7 protein-coding genes are annotated in these 19,153 nt (G+C 56.9%); 6 read left to right on the forward strand and 1 reads right to left on the reverse strand.

What is annotated here, in order from left to right; genetic code table 11:
* The first annotated feature begins 33 nt into the window (after window positions 1–33).
* Together KQI65_11405 and KQI65_11410 are read left to right on the forward strand one after the other, a co-directional pair.
* Window positions 34–4,560, forward strand: a complete 4,527-nt coding sequence (locus KQI65_11405; GenBank protein ID MCB2205348.1) for a T9SS type A sorting domain-containing protein — start codon at window positions 34–36, stop codon at window positions 4,558–4,560.
* Window positions 4,561–4,912: 352 nt separating this feature from the next.
* Window positions 4,913–10,312, forward strand: a complete 5,400-nt coding sequence (locus KQI65_11410) for a T9SS type A sorting domain-containing protein (GenBank protein ID MCB2205349.1) — start codon at window positions 4,913–4,915, stop codon at window positions 10,310–10,312.
* A 353-nt stretch (window positions 10,313–10,665) separates the two neighbouring features.
* Here the strand turns inward: KQI65_11410 and KQI65_11415 are convergent, their stop codons facing one another.
* Window positions 10,666–13,554 carry a T9SS type A sorting domain-containing protein gene (locus tag KQI65_11415; GenBank protein ID MCB2205350.1) on the reverse strand — a complete coding sequence of 963 codons (2,889 nt, stop codon included), beginning with the start codon at window positions 13,552–13,554 and terminating at the stop codon, window positions 10,666–10,668.
* Window positions 13,555–13,862: 308 nt separating this feature from the next.
* Between KQI65_11415 and KQI65_11420 the strand changes: the two genes are divergently transcribed.
* From KQI65_11420 to KQI65_11435, 4 genes are all read left to right on the forward strand, one after another.
* Window positions 13,863–16,610: a T9SS type A sorting domain-containing protein gene (locus KQI65_11420; protein MCB2205351.1), complete on the forward strand. Its 2,748-nt coding sequence runs from the start codon at window positions 13,863–13,865 to the stop codon at window positions 16,608–16,610.
* Between the two features lie 188 nt (window positions 16,611–16,798).
* A complete protein-coding gene (gene folP / locus KQI65_11425; GenBank protein ID MCB2205352.1) occupies window positions 16,799–17,668 on the forward strand; it encodes a dihydropteroate synthase in 870 nt (289 codons plus the stop codon).
* Entirely contained in the window at window positions 17,658–18,482 is an 825-nt protein-coding gene (gene cdaA / locus KQI65_11430) for a diadenylate cyclase CdaA (GenBank protein ID MCB2205353.1), read from the forward strand. Before folP ends, cdaA begins: the two co-directional genes overlap by 11 nt.
* Window positions 18,479–19,135, forward strand: a complete 657-nt coding sequence (locus KQI65_11435; GenBank protein MCB2205354.1) for a protein-L-isoaspartate(D-aspartate) O-methyltransferase — start codon at window positions 18,479–18,481, stop codon at window positions 19,133–19,135. Before cdaA ends, KQI65_11435 begins: the two co-directional genes overlap by 4 nt.
* Window positions 19,136–19,153 lie beyond the last annotated feature (18 nt).

Here is a 19,153-nt window from a genome sequence, read left to right on the forward strand (position 1 = left end):
CCTGTTTCCTTTTCAGTAAATACAGGTGAACGTATGACTACCTTTACTCCTTCCAGCATCTGGAAGAGGAAAGCACTGGCTTTCCTCCCAATGATGCTGCTTACGGCACTGCTTATCGGCCTTCCGACGGCGAGCCAGGCTCAGGTGAGCAGCTTCCCTTACACGGAGAGCTTTGAGAGCGGTTCGGGAGTATGGTCCACCGGTGGCGGCACATACAGCATGTGGACGCGTGACAGCGGTGGAACATCTTCTTCGAACACCGGTCCGACGACCGGACATAACGGAAACTACTATTATTACACGGAAACAAGTTCTTCAGGCAACGGAGCCTATGATTATCTGACGGCCAATTTCAACTTCAGCTCGCTGTCACTCCCTGTCTTTTCTTTCTGGTATCACATGTACGGGCAGTATATGGGAACGCTCGAGGTGCAGGTGAATGGTGGAAGTGGCTGGACGACAGTCTGGTCGAGGACCGGCAACCAGCAGGCCTCCCAGACTTCTCCCTACATGCAGGCCGTGATCTGTCTGACAGGCTATGCCAACAACAGCAGTGTCAGCATTCGCTTCAAGGGAACCGATGACCAGAGCTTCACGAGCGACATGGCAGTGGATTACATCCAGGTGTATCAGGGCTCAAATCTCAGTTACACCTCGTCCACATCGGAGCAGCCAAATCTTGGCCCTGCCTCCCCTGGCGCCACCAACCTGGAGATGCTGCGTCTGAAGGTGACAATGAGCGGTGACTGTGCAAGTCCCACGCCATACCAGTTCACCTTCAATACAAACGGTACGACGAATGTCGGCGATATTGTCAATGCCAAACTCTTTTACACCGGGAACGACCCCAACTTTTCTGCCTCCAATCAGGTTGGCAGTACGGTCTCCGCACCTCCGGCAGCACCGTCGACCTTCTCGTTCAGCGGGAACATTTCCGCTTCCGGAGGCGATAATTATTTCTGGCTGGTGTATGATGCAAGCGCATCCGCGCCGACCGGAAATTACATCGACGCGGAATGCGTGAATTTCCAGATTAATTCGACGACATACACCCCGAGTGTGACGGCGCCTGCAGGATCCCGCATGTTCATGGCGCCGCTGTCTGGAAACTACACCATCAATCCTTCCGGCAGTGGAAACACGAACTTCCCGTCCTTCGGTGATGCCATCGCGGCTCTGGATCTTCTTGGTGTGCAGGGGCCCGTGCATTTCTCCGTCGCTGCAGCGACGTACAATGAGCAGCTGATCCTTTCCCCGATTGCAGGTGCAAGCTCGGTGAACACCATCACTTTTGACGGTGGCACAGGAAATGCCGCATCCCGCATCATCACCGCCAGCGTTGGTCAGTACAGGGCGGTCGTCGAAATGGACGGTGTTGATTATGTCCAGTTCCGCAACCTGACCGTGAACTCCACGAATTCATCCAACGGATATGGCTTCCGCTTCACCAGTTCCGCCGATCATAACGAGATCAGCGACTGCGTGATCAATCTGCCCTCGAATACGACGAGTTCGTATCACATCGGTATCTGCGCAACGTCGACGAGCAGCTACAGCTCCTACGGCGACTGGGGTGATTACAACCTGATCAAGGACAATACCATCAACAGCGGGTACTACGGGATTCGCTGGAACGGATATAATTCCAGTTCCACCACGTACAGCCGGAACAACAAGTTCATCGGCAACACCGTGCAGGATTTCTATTACTACGGAATGTACCTGTACTACTCGACCGAAATCGTTGTTACGGACAATTATGTCAAGCAGCGTGACAGTGGTACGCATACCACCTCCAGCGGTTATGGCATCTACGTCTATTATCCCTGCAACGGTCCAATCGTTGCCAATAACTATGCCGAGGCGCATTACAATCCCATGCGTGTGTATCGCATCAACAACAGTACGACAAGCACCGCCAACCGCGGTAAAGTGTACAACAACATGCTCGTCGGTATCGGTACATCCACGCTGTACGGTCTGTATGTCAGCTATGCCGAGTATGCGGATATCGCGTACAACTCGGTGAATCTCAAAAATACGACAGGAACCTGCTACGCACTCTACGAGTACGGGCAGTCCTCAACCAGCTACGATGTACACATCGTCAACAACTTCATCTCCTACACCGGCAACGGTACGGTGTACATGATTTACAATTACTATTATGAGAGCCAGGCACAGTTCGACTACAACGCGTTCTGGCATGACGGCAGCGGTACCGAATACTGGCGCTGGGACGGTACGACGTACTCCAGCTTCAACGCGATGAACTCCGCATGGCCGAATCACCACAACAACAGTGTCGTGGGTGAGCCCTATTACTATAGTGACACGGATCTGCACTCTTACTCCCATGTCGGGTATCAGGCGGGAACACCGTTCCCGGGCATTACCACTGACTATGACGGTGAGGCACGTGATCCGCTGACGCCGTGCATTGGTGCGGACGAATATCCCGCACCTCCGCCGGAGTACGACATCGCCGTGCAGAAGGTGATCCTCAACTATGCATCCAACAAATGGGCGCGCATTGAAGGAATGGCTTCGCATCCGGTCACCATGCTCGTTGAGAACGTCGGACTCAAGGACAATCCGACAACCATCGACGTGGGCTACGGCACCATGCCGATGAACAACATCGGAGATGCGGACTTCTCCGAGTCCTTCAATCCGAACTGGATGGGCAGTCTCGGTGTGGTCGAGTTCAGCCAGGAACTCACAGGCCTGGCTCCGAGTCCGTCCTTCACCCTCTACGGCCACGCCTTCTGGGGCAACGATCAGGTGTCCATCAACGATGAAGGCATGACGACGCAGGAAGTGTTTATCGAGAAAGTCCACGGCTTTGAAGATTTCAACGACTTCGACGTGCCATACTTCTCGTACATGAACGGCGTGCTCGATCTGGACTGGACCATCATCGACAACAATGGCGGCGACATGCCGATGACCGCAGCCGGTGTCGGTGTGGGCGGCAGTGCAGCCATCTACATGAATGGCGGATCGAATGAAGCAGACGAGTGGATCATCACTCCCGCCGCCGAACTGAACCCCGCCGCCAGTTACCGTATCGGCTTCGTGTTCGACAACATGCAAAACGTGCCTGTCAGCATTGAAGTCGCCTACGGCAGCGCACCGAATCCGGGCAGCATGACCACGTTCGCCACGTTCTCGAACGTCGGCAACGGCACCTTCACGGCGAAGGACCTCTGGCTCGCCGCCGGTGAGGCTGGAGACCCGTACTTCAACACGCCGGCCAACGGTGGTGGCATGACGTACATCGGTATTCATGTCGTGACCGCGGCCAGCGGCTACGAGTGGTCGATGGACAACATCAAACTCGACGACAATCCCTCGCCGCCGCCCAAAATCGGGTACGCGCTGCCGGGTTCGCCGATCGAGGATTTCGTCAATGATGACAGTGATCCCATCGTCGTGACCGCGACGTACAAGCAGCCGGGCAAGATCAACAAGACCTTCCAGGTTGCCACGACGACGAATATTTATGGCGAAAACGGCGACATGCTCTGGGATGTGGAAACTGCCGACAAGTGGATCAGCATCACGAAGGAGTCGCCGGATCCGACGCTGATGGGCTACAACTTCACGCCGCCGCGTCCGCGTCAGTTCCAGACCTTCACGCTGACGGTGGATCCTTCGGGACTCGCTCCGGGCGTGCACATGGGCTCGATCACGTTCTACGCGATCCTGTTCAATGAAGACTTCCCGCCGCCCAACAAGGGCCTGGTGGCGACGAATCAGCCGTTGGTCGTTCCCGTCGAACTGCGCATCGTCGATGGCAGCGGACAGGGTTCGGGCAAGTCCAGTTTCACCGCGACCCTTCCCGGTCCCTTCACCGTGGCCGGCAGTCCCTACAAGTTCGTCGACAATCAGACCAACGACCCCGTCGGTACGCTGAGCGTGACCGCGGGTCAGATCGACGCCCTGACCATTCACTGCTATCCGAATCAGCTCCCGCAGAACCTTGCGCGCATGCTGTATGTGAAGCGCTACTGGGTCTTCGAAGCGGCAGGCAGCGGCTGGATGGCTGACTTCACCTTCCCGTATGCGGATCATGAAGCCTCGATGATTTTCGATCGCAACCAGCTGCGCGGCGTACGCCAGGAGCAGACCATGGGCGCCTGGGAAATGCCGATTGCCGGCACGACCTCGTCCTCCGATCCTCTGCACAACGAGGTGACGGTGATGGGTCTCGACGAAAACAACATCATCGGCAACATCGCGCTCGCGCATCCATACTTCATGTTCGAGCGTTCGGGTGACGGCACGGTGCCGCAGAGCTTCGGTCTCCTGCAGAACTACCCGAACCCGTTCAATCCCTCCACCTCCATCGCCTACAACGTGCCCGAGGCAAGTCACGTGCGCATTGCCGTGTACAACAGCCTTGGTATGGAAGTGGCGGTTCTGGTCGATGAAACGGTCGCAGCGGGACGCTACGAAGCATCGTTCGATGCCTCGAAGCTCTCGAGTGGCACCTACATCTACCGGATGACGGCCGGTGACTTCACGCAGACGCGGAGTATGACATTGTCCAAGTAAGGCGTTCACCTGTACTACGCTATCCTGGACACGACAGAGGGGCGGTGCCAACGGCACCGCCCCTCACTTATATTGAGGGCTGAGGTGGGAAAAAAAGAATCGCGTGAAAAAAAACACAAAAAGCTCTTGCATTTAGCCTCCAAGAGAGTGAACTTTATTCACTCACCGTAGTAGTCTCTCTGAATGAGGTGTTCCCTCCCCAGATACTCTTCCCACATATAGAACCCTTTCCAGGGAATTGTGGTCCCTTTGTGATATACAAAACCATGCACGCGCGCCAGTCAGTGATACACAGTCGCGCAAGTCACGATAACACCGGGTTCATTACCTATACACAACCACGAGGTACTCCATGCAAAAACACTCACCACTGTTCCATCCAACAGGAAGCGATTCCTCCCCGGACTGCCAGTCAGGGCAGGGGGGCAGGCTCAAGCTCGCTTCACTCTTTGTCCTCGTTTTTCTCCTATTAACATCGGTTAGCAGCGCGCAGCTGAGTGGCAGTTATACCATCGGTCCGAGTGGAAACTATTCTTCATTCTCCGCTGCGGTCAGTGCGCTGACCGGCTCGGGTGTGTCCGGTCCGGTGACCTTCAATGTACTCGCGGGTACGTTCAACGAGACGATCACCATTCCCTCGATTTCCGGGGCGAGTGCGACCAATACGATTACCTTCGACGGTGGAACGGGCAACGCGGCCAGCCGTGTGCTGACCTACAGTGCCTCCTCCTCCTACACGAACCTCATTACCCTGAACGGGGCGGACTATATCCGCATCAGGAACATTTCCATTATCTCCACGGGCGCCTCGTACGGGACCTGTGTGCTGTTCACCAACTCGGCGGACCACAACGAGATTACGGACTGTATCATCCAGACGCCGCTGACTTCCTCGAACAGTCAGCATGTCGGTATCCGCGCGAGCACAACCTCCTCGACAGGATCTTCGGGTGATCACGGCAGTTACAACCTGATCAAGGACAACCAGATTTCCGGTGGATACGCCGGTATTTACTGGTACGGATCCGGATCCTCGGACTACAGCACCGTGCAGGGAAACCAGTTCATCGGGAACACCGTCACGGAATACTATTATTACGGCATCCGCATCTACTACGCAGGCGGCAGCCTGGTGGTCAAGAACAACAGCAGTGTGCAGCGTGACGCTGGTGCCAGTTCCTCCGGCTACGCATACTATATCTACTATCCCAACAATGGTCCGGAAATCGCCTACAACTACGGTCGCGCGAACACCTGCGGACTGTACATGTACCGTCCGAACTACTATTACGCCTCGACAGCAAACCGCGCGCGCGTGTACAACAACATGGCGATCGCGGACGGTGAGACGAGTACGCTGTACGGCATCTATTGCAGCTACCCGCGTTACACCGACGTGATGTACAACAGTGCCCGCCTGCTCGCAGGTGGCGACGGCACCGGTTCCAATACCGGATACATGATGTATCAGTACGGGGAAAGTTCAAATTACGATGTGCGCTGGCAGAACAACATGGCCAGCTACGAGGGAACGGGCACGCTTTACTGGTTCTACAACTACTACTACGAATCATTCTCCGTGTGTGACTACAACGTGTTCTACCGCGTTGGCAGTGGAACGGATTATTTCCGCTGGGATGGCACTTCGTACGTCTCCCTCGCCGCCGCAAAGTCTGCATGGCCTGCATACAATCAGCATTCCACCATCGGTGATCCGAACTACTTCTCGAACACCGATCTCCACAGTACGTCCATGACCGCATACCTGAACGCTACGCCGGTATCCGGTTATACGGACGATTTCGACGGGGACACGCGTTCGCTGACCACGCCCTGCATCGGTGCGGACGAATTCGTGCTGTCGAACATGAGTTACGCTTCCTCCACCTGCACGCAGAACAATACCGACGATGCTCCGGCCGGATTCGCGGATCAGGAAATTATCGGCATCGAAGTGGATGTCAACGGATCGCTCACTCCGATCAACGCGACATCCTTCACGCTGAGCACCGCCGGATCGACGACAGCTGCGGACATCAGCGCCGCAAAGATTTACTACACCGGGCGCACGAACACCTTCGATGCGACGACGCTGTTCGGTACGTACAACAATCCCAGCGGCAGCTTCACGATCTCAGGCAGCCAGACGCTGGAAGGTCCCGGCACGAATTATTTCTGGCTGGCCTACGACATCGCAGCTTCCGCACCGACAAACAACTACGTCGACGGACAATGCACGTCGGTCACCGTCGGCGGTTCGGCCTATACGCCGACCGTGACGAATCCCGCCGGCAACCGCCGCATCATCGCCCCGATGAACGGCATCTACACCATCAATCCCGCTGGCAGCGGCTCCCGCAATTACACGAGCTTTGGCGCCGCCATCGCGGATCTGCAGGTCTACGGTGCGGGTGGAAACATCACCTTCGAGGTGGCCGCAGCAACGTACAACGAGCAGATTTCCGTCCCGGAGATTCTTGGTGCAAGTGCGACAAGCACGATCACCTTCGATGGCGGTACGGGCAATGCAGCATCGCGGATCATCACCTACAGTGCCGGACAGTATGACGCTGTCGTGACGCTCAACGGTGCAGACTACATTCGTTTCCGCAACCTGACCGTCAATTCGACGAACTCCTCCTACGGATACGGTTTCCTCTTTACGGCGGAAGCGGATTACAATGAGATCACCGACTGCGTGATCAACCTACCCTCCACGACAACGAATTCGTATCACGTCGGTATCTGCGCAAGCAGCACGAGCAGCTACAGCGCATATGGCGACTGGGGTGATTACAACCTGATCAAGGACAACACCATCAACAGCGGGTACTACGGCATCCGCTGGAACGGTTCAGGATCTTCGACCAACCTGACACAGTGCATCGGGAATCAGTTTATTGGCAATACCGTGCAGGATTTCTATTACTACGGTATGTACCTGTACTATTCCGTGGGTGTGCGTGTGATTGATAACACGGTGGTCCAGCGCTCGAGCGGAACGTACACGACGTCAAGCGGATATGGTATCTACGTGTACTATCCGAACGATGGTCCCATTGTCGCCAACAACTATGCCGAGGCGCATTACAATCCCCTGCGCGTCTACCGCATCAACAATGCGTACAATAGCACTGCCAATCGCGGTATGGTCTACAACAACATGGGTGTCGGCGTTGGAACATCGACCATGTACGGACTCTATGTCAGCTATGCGGCATACGCCGATATCGTGTATAACTCGATGAACCTGATCAACAACAGCAGTACCTGTTATGGACTGTATGAATACGGGCAGTCGAGCAATTACGACGTCAAGGTTGCCAACAACTATATCTCGTATCAGGGTGATGGCACCTTCTATGCCATCTATAACTATTATTACGAGAGCCAGGCTCTGTTCGACTACAACGCCTTCTACCATGAAGGAACCGGAACTGAGCAGTGGCGCTGGGATGGTACCTATTATACGTCCCTCTCCGCCCTGCAGTCCGCAGTGCCTGCGCAGCATCAGAATACGGTGGAAGGAAATCCCTACTTCGTCGCGCAGAACGATCTGCACAGCCGCAGTAATGTGGGTTATCTCGCAGGAACGCCGTGGCCGACGGTTACCACCGACTACGATGGCGAACCCCGTCATGTCAGTACACCTTGTATCGGTGCGGATGAATATCCCGAGCCGCCGGCGGAGTATGACATCGCCGTACGCAAGGTGCTCGTCGATTATGCGACGGACAAGTGGGCCCGTCTCGAGGACCCCGCAACGCACAAGATCAAGGTGCTTGTCGAGAACGCCGGTCTGATCGCCGATCCGGGCAGCTTCGACATCGGTATCTCCGATGCCCCGATGAACGGAATCGGTGATGCGATGCTCGTCGAATCCTTCAATCCCACCTGGGATGCCAATGGAAAGGCTGTCGTCGAGTTCAAGTACGAGCTGACTGGACTCGCCCCCGTGCCCAGTGCAACGCTGTATGCGCGTGCATTCCTTTCGACCGAGCAGCGTCCAGTGAACGACCAGGGTTCCGATACCCATGAAGTCTTCAACTACAAGGTCCATGGATTCGAGAACTTCCAGAATTTCGAGGACAATGCGAACTTCACGTACGCAGATGGTTACCTCGACATGCCCTGGACTGTTTACGATGTCAATGGCGGAACGACTCCTGAAATCCAGGGCGAAGCCATTGTCATGAACAGCGGTGCAAGCACCGTCGACGAATGGATCTTTACTCCCGCGGCCACCCTGCTCGAAGCATCGAGCTATCGCGTTGGCTTTGACTTTGCGAACAACGCCGCGACGCCCGTCTCCGTGGAGATCGCGTACGGTATGTCCCCGAGCGCTTCTTCCATGACCACGTTCGCGACTTTCTCGAACATCGGCATAGGGAACTACACTGCGAAGCAGCTCTGGATCGCCTCCGGTGAAGCAGGCGAACCGTATTTCAATACGCCGATCGGTGGAGCGGGAATGTACTACATCGGTATCCATATCGTGACCAGCACGATCAATGCAGAGTGGTCGATGGATAACATCAAGCTGGACGACAATCCCTCGCCGCCGCCGAAAATCGGCTACGGAGCACCGGGAGATCCCGTTTCCAGTTTGATCAACACGACGACCCCGCCCATCGTGGTGACAGTCAATTACAAGAGTCCGAATCCCGTGAACAGGACTTTCCAGGTCGCGAACACGATCAACATTTACGGACAGAACGGCGACTTCCTCTGGGATGTCGAATCCGCAGATTCCTGGATCTCGATCACCAAGGAAACTCCTGACCCGACGCTGCAGGGCTACAACTTCACGCCCCCGCGTCCCCGTCAGTTCCAGACCTTCACGATGACAATCAATCCCGCAGGACTCGCGCCGGGCAAGCACATCGGGTACCTGACCTTCTACGGCATCCTGTTCAACGACGACTTCCCGCCCCCCAACAGCGGCCTGCTTGCCACGAACGAACCGCTCGTCGTCCCTGTTGAACTGAACATCGTCAGCACCGGCGGCAAGGGTGGTCCCGCTTCGGCGACAGCCACCTTCGGTCCGATGACCGTCCCGGGCAGTCCCTACACCTTCATCGATCCGAACTCGGGCACACCGATCGCAACCGTGCGTGTGACGGCGGGACAGATCGACAAGATGACAATCACCTGCTACCCGAATCAGCTGCCGCAGAACCTCGCGCGCATGCTGTATGTGAAACGCTACTGGCAGATCACGCATACGGGTACGGGCTGGACCGCGGATATCGACTTCCCGTACGCCGCAACCGAAGCCTCGATGATCTTTGATCCGGGTCAGCTTCGCGGCGTGCGCCAGGCAGTTCCGCTGGGTGCATGGGAAGACCCGATCATGGGTACAACCTCGTACTCTGACGTGCTGAACAGTTCGGTGACCGTGATGAACCTCAATGACATGAACATCGGCGGAAATATCGCGCTTGCGCATCCGTACATGATTTTCGGTCGCGGCTCCGAGGAAGTTCCGACACAGTTCGGCCTCGCGCAGAACTATCCGAACCCCTTCAACCCGTCAACATCCATCGTGTATAACGTCCCCGAGCAAAGTCACGTGCGCATCGCCGTCTACAACAGTCTCGGTGCCGAAGTGGCCGTGCTGGTTGATCGCACGCAGGCCGCCGGACGCTATGAAGCACAGTTCGATGCCGTCGACCTTCCGAGCGGCACGTACCTGTATCGCATGACTGCAGGCGACTTCACGCAAACCCGCATGATGACGCTCAGCAAATAAACCCCGACGCATCCGCCCCTGGCGGAGCAGGCAAGCGGGCAGTGCCATATACTGGCGCTGCCCGTTTTGCGTTGAATGGAAGGATAGAAAAATCGAACGATGGAAATATCAAGCAATCGAAATTGAGAAAACCTGGAGGATGTCACGCGCCGCCCCGATGGAATCGGGGTGGCTCCAGCGCTCCGATGAAATCGGAGCTCCCGCGTTCACTCGATGAAGTCGAGTGGACTCGCGCAATGAGCCTGATTGCTTGAATTCAGCGGAAATATGCGAAAGGTGCATAAAAAACAGCCTGAGAATATGCAGAAACTGCATATTCTCAGGCTGCACAGTAGTTAATTGGCCGAAGCCCGTCAGCGAATGAGGCTCATGCGCTGTGTGCGCACAACGTTTCCGGCGGTGAGGCGGACGAGGTACATGCCAGCAGGGAGCGTCCCGGCATCGAAGTGGACGCGGTAGCTGCCTGCCGCATAGCTGCCGCTGCAGAGGGAAGCCACGCGTCGTCCATGCGTATCGTAGACCTGCAGCGTCACCCTCTGCTGATGAGGAAGGGCGAAAACGATGCTCGTACCGTCCGCAAACGGATTCGGATAATTCTGCTGAAGCGTGGCCTGCGCCGGAATGGCGGCATCGAGATGTTCGACGGTGAGCGTGCGATCGCAGGCGATGGTCAGTGTGTCGGAGCATCGCACGGTGCGTCCCGTGAGCGTCTGCCAGAGTACAAGGAAATCCTCATTTCCAATCCAGCCGTTGTTGAAACACACGGTGAATCCGTCGAGCGAGCCGGCTTCAAGGATCGGACTTCCTGTCGTACTCCACTGCATGTACGTCGTATCTCCGCTCAGCGTCCAATCATCGGGAGAAACGATGGTACTCGCGAAAGCCGAGGCACCAGGAGTAAGCACAGACAGTGTGAAGCCGTCGATCTCCCCGCTTCCGCTGTTCTGCACGCGAATATCGAAGCAGCAGGGACGTGCGGCATCCGTGGAGAACGTAACCGTATCGCAGGCAGCACTCGGACAGGGAAGAGCCGGCAGCATGGAGCCGCAGAGCATGGCGTCGCCAGCCATCGCTTCCCATTGCCAGCGAATACTGTCGCAGCCGGGAGCTTCGGACAACGTGAGATCGAAGGATGCCGAAATGTTGTCCGTCAGGATAGGCGCGTCGGGCGTAATGATGACAGTATCCTTTGTCGCGCTGATATCCATCGTCCAGCTTTTGGGAATGTTTACAGCGTCGAATCCTGTTCCCGCGGTCAGCACTGAAATGCGCAGTTGCTCGACCACGGCTTCAGGTGAAATAATGTTGTGGAAAGACAGCCGCCGCTGCAGCGCGTGAGATCCTTCCTGAACGTTCATTTCGCCACATTTTTCTTCTGCTGCACAAAAAAGACTGTCGAAGCCGCAGCAGATGGGACCGCTCGCGTCTTCGGTGCACCATTCAAACAGCACGGTTTCAGAGGAGGATTCCACTGTGAGGTCGAACGCGAGTCCTTCCGTCGTCGCCGTATCCCGCTGCACGGTGAGTACACCGCTGCTGCCGTCGGAGCTTACGACCCAGCCGGCAGGCACGTTCTGCGCATTGAATCGGGTGGAAGGTGTCAGTGCCTGCAGCCTGAACTGTGTCGTCAGCGATGCAGGGAGGTGCAGATTTACAAACCCTGCTTTCCACTGGCAGCTTCCGGGGACGGGGGCTTCCGTCAGCAGCAGCGAGTCGCAGCGGCTCTCCCCGCTGGTGATTGGAAGGACCAGGGTATCGCAGCAGGCTTCATTCCCGTCAAAACTCGTACAGACCTGGAGAAGCACCGTGTCCTGCTGCGCACCATCGAAGGCCACTTCAAAGCCGTCGGCCGTCCCACCCGGGAAGACCGTGGTACCCCGGAACGCGGCCGAAGCTGATGTGCTGTTCTGCAGGGTCCATCCCGAGGGGGGAGAGACTGTCGAGAGTGTCGGACTGCTGTTGAGGATTTCCAGCGAGAATCCGTTCACGGGAAGGGCGGGCAGGCGGCGATTGAAAAATCCGAGAACGTAGTTTTGTCCCCCCGTGCGTCGTGCGAGGAAGAGATCACAGAGTCCGTCAATGGACGGAACGAACGCGCGTTGTTCCACCGAACAGATCTGCTTTCCTGCCGTCTCACTCGTTACACGGAAGAGCACGCTGTCAACGCCGCTGGCGTTGGTAACACAGAACGTGAACGTCCCGACCGAGTCCCCATTGCCAATGCCCGTTCCCGGTGCAACGAAACGCAGGAACTTGGCGGTTTCCTGTGTGAGGTTCCATGGTCCGGAGGCACCAGTGGAGAACACTGCGCCATCGCTGACCACCTGCACGAGGATGGATGTGACGTCTGACTGCGGCTCATGCAGATTGAAGAACGTCAGCGCCTTGCAGGCGGGATTCGTTTTATTCGGGTCGAATGTCAACACCATGGAGTCGCAGCGAGGCTGCCTGCCGAGGCGGATGCGCAGAGTGTCGGAAGACAGTCCAATGCCGTTGTTGCCTGTACTCCACAGCAGGCTGACGGTGTCTGTATTGGGTGGAGTCTGTGTGAAACAGAGCTGGATTCCCGGAAGACTGTCGTTTGGGTTCAGTGGGTCCGGATCGGCGGTGAGCGTCGTCGTACCGGCGTTGGACTGCACTGCCCATCCCGCGGGAGGGGTGATATTCGGGTTGGCCCCTGGTGTCAGGGATGTAAGAGAGAGTTCATCAATGGCCAGATTGAGGCTGTTGAAATTGTGCAGCGTAAGCCGGTGGCAGCGCCAGTCGACGGGGTGGAGGGTCGCCGCAAGGGAGTCTTCGCGTTCCATAGCCTGGCACGCAAGTGTTTCCGTTCCGCTGCAAATCTGCGTGGCACCGTCGAAGGTCGTCCACTTGACCTGATAATCCCTGTCATTTGCGCAGACGCGGGAGAGGCATACCAGGTTGACATACATATCCACGCCTGTTCGGAGTCCTCCACTTCCCGCGTCAAGTTCCAGGATATTGGGGGCTGGCAGTGCGACGGTCCAGCTGTCCACCAGTGCCGTGCCTGCCCAGCTCATTCCCGAAGTCAGGAGTTCAAAGCGAATGCGGGTAATGGTCTTGCGATCCACGTTGCGGTTCTGTACGAACCAGTTGGTACATCCGGTGGGACTCTTTTTCACCGCGGTCACGGAATCGCACTGGGCAAGGGCCGTGCTCCGGGGCAGGAAAAAGAAGAGCAGCAGCAGGATTGGCAGGGAAGGAATGGAGGGGGTGCGCATGGGATATCCTCGATCTCTGGTCAGGATTGCAGCAAATGTGTGTCGTATGACGCAGAATACGAAAAAAGCGCTTCCATTCATATCAATTGACTTTTGAACCCGTTGTTACTATGTTCAAGAAAGACCACCCTTATCGCAGTCCAGATAACGGAAATTGTCCTCCTTCCAAACGAAACCAATGGATAATATGACGACCTGCTCCGTCCGTCGTATGTTTTTCCCTCGCATGATCACGGGCACGCATTTCCTTTCGAATATTCTGCACGCATTTGCTAAGTGATTTTTCACCATCTAATTGGAGGTAGTTTATGTCCAATGTCTACCGTAAGGCCCTATCCTGGCTGACGAAAGCCGTGGCGCTGACAGCGGTGCTGCTGTTCTTCGCAGTTCCGGTACAGTCTCAGACCTGTACCTTTTCCATCGACCTGTACGACACGTACGGTGATGGCTGGGATGTTGCCTCTCTTGATGTCCTCGTCAACAACACTGTTGTCTTGAACGATATCACTCTCTCGTCGGGCTCAGGTCCCGCGCATTTCACTTTCCCCGTCTCCATTGGTGATGTGATCACGACAACCTATACCATTGGTATCTGGCCGTCGGAGAATTATTACACCATTCTCAACTCGAATAACCAGGGCGTGTACACAGCAAGCACCGGTGCTTCGGGTCCTTCCCTGGCGAATTACACCGTGACCGCCGCAGACTGCTCGCCGCCTCCGGGCTGCCAGTACAAGGTTACGATGTGGGACGATTTCGGTGACGGCTGGAACGGAAACTCCATCGACATCTATATCAATGGTGTCAAGAAGCATGCCGGCATCACCATCGCCTCGGGCGCAGGTCCTGTCAATTATACGTTCAATGTCGAGAATGGCGATTCCATTCATGTGCAATTCTACAACTCGCAGAGCTGGCCGGAAGAGTGTTCATTCAAGTTCTACGACAAGAACGGCAATGAAATTTACGCGGACGGTCTCAAGGGTGCGACACCATCTTCGAGTTACAAGTTTGTCGGGATTGGAGCGTGTACGTTCGATCTCGAAACCTATGCGGCTGTGCTCGGCTATGCCGATGGCTACTGGGCACGGCGTCAGGCACCGGACGAGAACAAGGTGCTCGCCACCATTCGTGACATCGACGGCACCAAAGCGCCGTATGTCAAGGCGGTGTACAAAGTCGGTTCGATGCCTCAGGATTCCACTGATGGTGTCGCCGAAGGCTTCAACCTGATGTGGGTCGATTCCCTCGCCGCGATCGAGTTCAAGCAGGGAATCAACACCATGGCAGCAGGTCCGAGTCCGAACGTCTTCGTGCGCGTCTTCCATCCCGAGGATGGCGACAACAGCACCGACGGCATGATGGCTGCATCGCAGATGGTCTTTGATGACAAGGTCATGGGCGCAGAGGACTTTGAAGTCTGGATGCCCCCGTACATCGGTCCCAGTTACGTTGAGGACATGGGCTGGGCAACCAGCGACCTTGACGGTGGCAACGCATGGGAAACCACGAACATGTTTGGTCCCGTCGCCCTGTATCACGCAGGCGGCACGAATGACTGGATCTTCCCGCCGTCGGCCGTACTCGAGCAGGCTTCCAGTTACCGTGTGCAGGGTTCGGTGCTGATGGCGAACAACGCCTCCTTCGAACTCGCATGGGGCACGACGCAGGATCCGTCCACGATGACCGTGTTTGCCACGTTCTCGAATGTCAACGTCGGAGCAGCGACATCGTTTGCCGCTCTCACCGGCGGTTTCCCTCCGTATTTCAATACGCCACCCACCACGGGCAACTACTTCATCGGTGTTCATCTCACCGGTGGCGAAGTCGCCATTGACTGGATCAAGCTGGATGAGAATCCCTCGCCGCCGCCGAAAATCGGTTACGGTTTCCCGGGTTCCGACATCTCGACCTTCATCGACGATTCGCAGATTCCCATCACGGTGACGGCGATTTACAAGCAGCCGGGCAAGATCAACAAGACCTACGAAGTCAGTACGACGACCGATATCTTCGGTACGAACGGCGACTTCCTCTGGGATGTTGAGAGCTCCGATCCCTGGATCACGATCACGAAGGCTCCGGCCGACCCGACCCTGCAGGGCTACAACTTCACCCCGCCGCGTCCGCGTCAGTTCCAGACCTTCACCATGACCATTGATCCTTCCGGTCTCGCACCGGGTGTGCACAACGGTATGCTGCGCTTCTACGGCGTGCTCTTCAACGACGACTTCCCGCCCCCCGCAAACGGACTCACCGCCACGAACGAAGTGTTCGAGGTTCCTGTGATCCTGCGCGTGACGACGGCAGGCACGAAGAGCGGTCCGAAGATGATCGAAGCCACGATCAGCGGATTGACGCCGGGTGGAAGTCCCTACAAGTTCGTCGACGGCAACGGCGGCGAAATTGCCACGGTCAACGTGACGGGCGGCACCATCAACTCCCTCACGATCCGGGCCTTCCCGAATCAGCTGCCGCAGAACCTGGCTCGTCTGCTCTATATCCGCCGTTACTGGCAGGTTGAGTACACGAACACGGGCTGGACTGCAGACATCACCTTCCCGTATGCACCGCAGGAAGCTTCCATGATCGTGGATCCGAATCAGCTCCACGGTGTCCGTCAGCCGGTCGCCATGGGCATGTGGGAAGATCCCATCATGGGCACGGCCTCGGTTTCCGATCCTGCCGCCAACGCGGTCACGGTGATGAACCTGAGCGACAAGAATGTCGACGGCAATATCGCCCTCGCGCATTCCTATCTCGTCTTCAGCAAGGACAACAAGGTGATCCCGGGCGAGTTCGGCCTCGAGCAGAACTATCCGAATCCCTTCAACCCCAGTACTTCGATTGTCTACAACGTCGCGGAAGAGAGCCATGTGCGCGTCGCGGTGTTCAACAATCTCGGTGCTGAAGTTGCCGTTCTTGTCGACGAGGTCAAGCCTGCCGGACAGTACACGGTGGACTTCGATGCTTCGGATCTCACGTCCGGAACATACGTCTATCGCATGACCGCCGGTGACTTCGTGCAGACCAAGCGCATGACGCTCTCGAAATAAGCGTCCCTGCGTTTCACCCTGTTGCTCCTCCCTTCGCGGTTCGCGGAGGGAGGAGCTTTTTTTCATCCCCGGTTTCCCGTCGCCTCCCTGCCGTTTTCGTTGCATATTTCTCGCTTCCATCGTATGATGCAGTATTATTACCGGCTGCGCTCCTGAGAAGCCATTTCCCCATCTTCCCGGTTCACTCCATGTCTCCTGTCCCGGATTATCCCACTGCACTCCGCCTGCGCGAGACCACGCTTGATCTCTCGCTGCGCTGTCATGTGATGGGAATTCTCAATGTGACGCCGGATTCTTTTTCAGACGGGGGACAACATGCCGGCACCGCCGCAGTGGAGCATGCGCTGCGTATGGTTGAGGAGGGCGCCGATATTGTGGATATCGGCGGGGAGTCCACGCGTCCCGGAGCCCGCGAGGTGCCGCTGGATGAGGAACTTGCCCGCGTCCTGCCCGTCGTGGAGGCAGTACGCAGCCACAGTTCCGTGCCGATTTCGGTGGATACAAGAAAAGCCGCTGTCGCCGAGGCCGCTCTCGAAGCGGGTGCTGACGTGATCAACGATATCAGCGCCATGCGGGATGATGCGGATATGCCGCGCGTGGCCGCGGCGCAGGACCTGCCCGTGGTACTCATGCATATGCAGGGTTCACCGGAAATCATGCAGCGTGGACCCCGTTATGAAAATGTGGTCGAGGAAGTACTCACGTTTTTCCGCGAACGGCTGGCGTTTTGCCACGAGCGCGGGATACGGCAGGTTGTGCTGGATCCCGGCATCGGATTCGGGAAGACGCTGCAGCACAACCTGGACCTGCTGCGTGCGATTCCGCGGTTCGCCGAACTCGGGTGCCCCGTACTCATCGGGACATCCCGGAAATCATTTCTCGGACAATTGACCGGGAGGGAAGTGGACGACAGGCTTGCCGGCAGTATCGCCAGCAATCTCGCCGCCTGCCGGAAGGGCGCTCGCCTGCTGCGCGTGCATGACGTACGCGACATGCGCGCTGCGCTCGACGTGACCGATGCGATCGACCATGGTGTGGAGGCAGCACATGCTCTTTAAAATCGGCTTTCTTGAGATCAACTGGACCGATCTTCTCGACATCCTCGTCGTGACCTTCGTCTTCTACCGGCTCTATCTGATCATGCGTGGGACCATCGCCATACAGATTTTTGCCGGATTACTGGTCATCGTCGCGGGCTCATTCCTGGCGTCCTCCCTCGAACTGAAAGCCGTTTCCTGGATTCTGGAGACGTTGACGGATATCTGGGTCGTCGCCTTCATCATTCTTTTCCAGCCGGAATTGCGGCGGCTGCTGGTTATTCTCGGCAGGGGACGACTCATGGCGAACTTGGTGCGCAGCAGTATGGACGAGAGTATCGAGGCCATCGTTGAAGCCTGCGACGAAATGGCGCAGCGGCAGATCGGCGCGCTCATCGTGATTCCCCGAACGACCGGAATTCGCATGGTCATCGAGTCGGGCATCGCTCTTGGAGCCACGGTCAGCAAGCAGCTGCTGATGAGCATTTTCCATCCCAAGGCGCCACTGCATGACGGGGCGGTCGTGATCAAGGACCGCATTATCGAGGCAGCGCGCTGCACATTGCCGCTCAGCAGTCAGCTGCAGGTGGATGGATTTATCATGGGGATGCGGCATCGTTCGGCGATGGGAATTTCCGAGCAGACCGATGCGCTGACCATCGTGGTATCCGAGGAAACAGGGACCATCTCGCTCGCGGCCGACGGCACACTCACACGAAATCTGACACCGGATAAGCTTCGGCAGAAGCTTCGCCAGGGATTGAATGTCAGTGTCAAAAGTATTTTCGATTCCCCATTCAAATCCGATTCGCAGAACGACATCAAGGAAGGATGAGCCGTACCTACTCCAACCGCCAGCATGACCTTGCACGCTCACAGCTCGTCGAAGGGCTCCGCAGCAAGGGGATAGATGACAACGCCGTACTTCAGGCAATAGCTGATCTGCCACGCCACATCTTCGTGCAGGAAGTATTTCAGCACCGGGCGTATGAAGACAGTGCACTGCCGATTTCCTGCCAGCAGACCATAAGTCAGCCCTATACCGTCGCCGTCATGACGCAGCTTCTCCAGGCGCGTCGTGGGGACAAAGTTCTCGAGGTCGGGACGGGGAGTGGGTACCAGGCCTGTGTGCTTGCCGCGATGGGGGTACGCGTGTTCACCATCGAGCGCCATTTTGATCTCCTCGAGCAGGCGCGAGAGCGATTCGAGGAGCTCGGGTATAACGTCGCATCCAAGGTGGGAGACGGCAGTATCGGCTGGTCTCAGTTCGCTCCTTACCGCGGCATTATCGTCACCGCCGGTGCGCCTGACGTCCCGCCGTCCCTCCTCCGGCAGCTCGACGACGGCGGACGGCTGGTGATTCCGGTAGGGGATCAGGGGTCACAGACCATGATCGTGGTCGAGCGGCGCGGCGATGAGTTCGTACAGAGCCGCCATGCCGGATTCAAGTTCGTCCCTCTGCTCGGGAAGGAAGGCTGGACGCGCTGACCACCGGCGCGTGCAGGC

The organism is bacterium (assembly GCA_020444325.1).
Classification (GTDB): domain Bacteria; phylum Bacteroidota; class Ignavibacteria; order SZUA-365; family SZUA-365; genus BM516.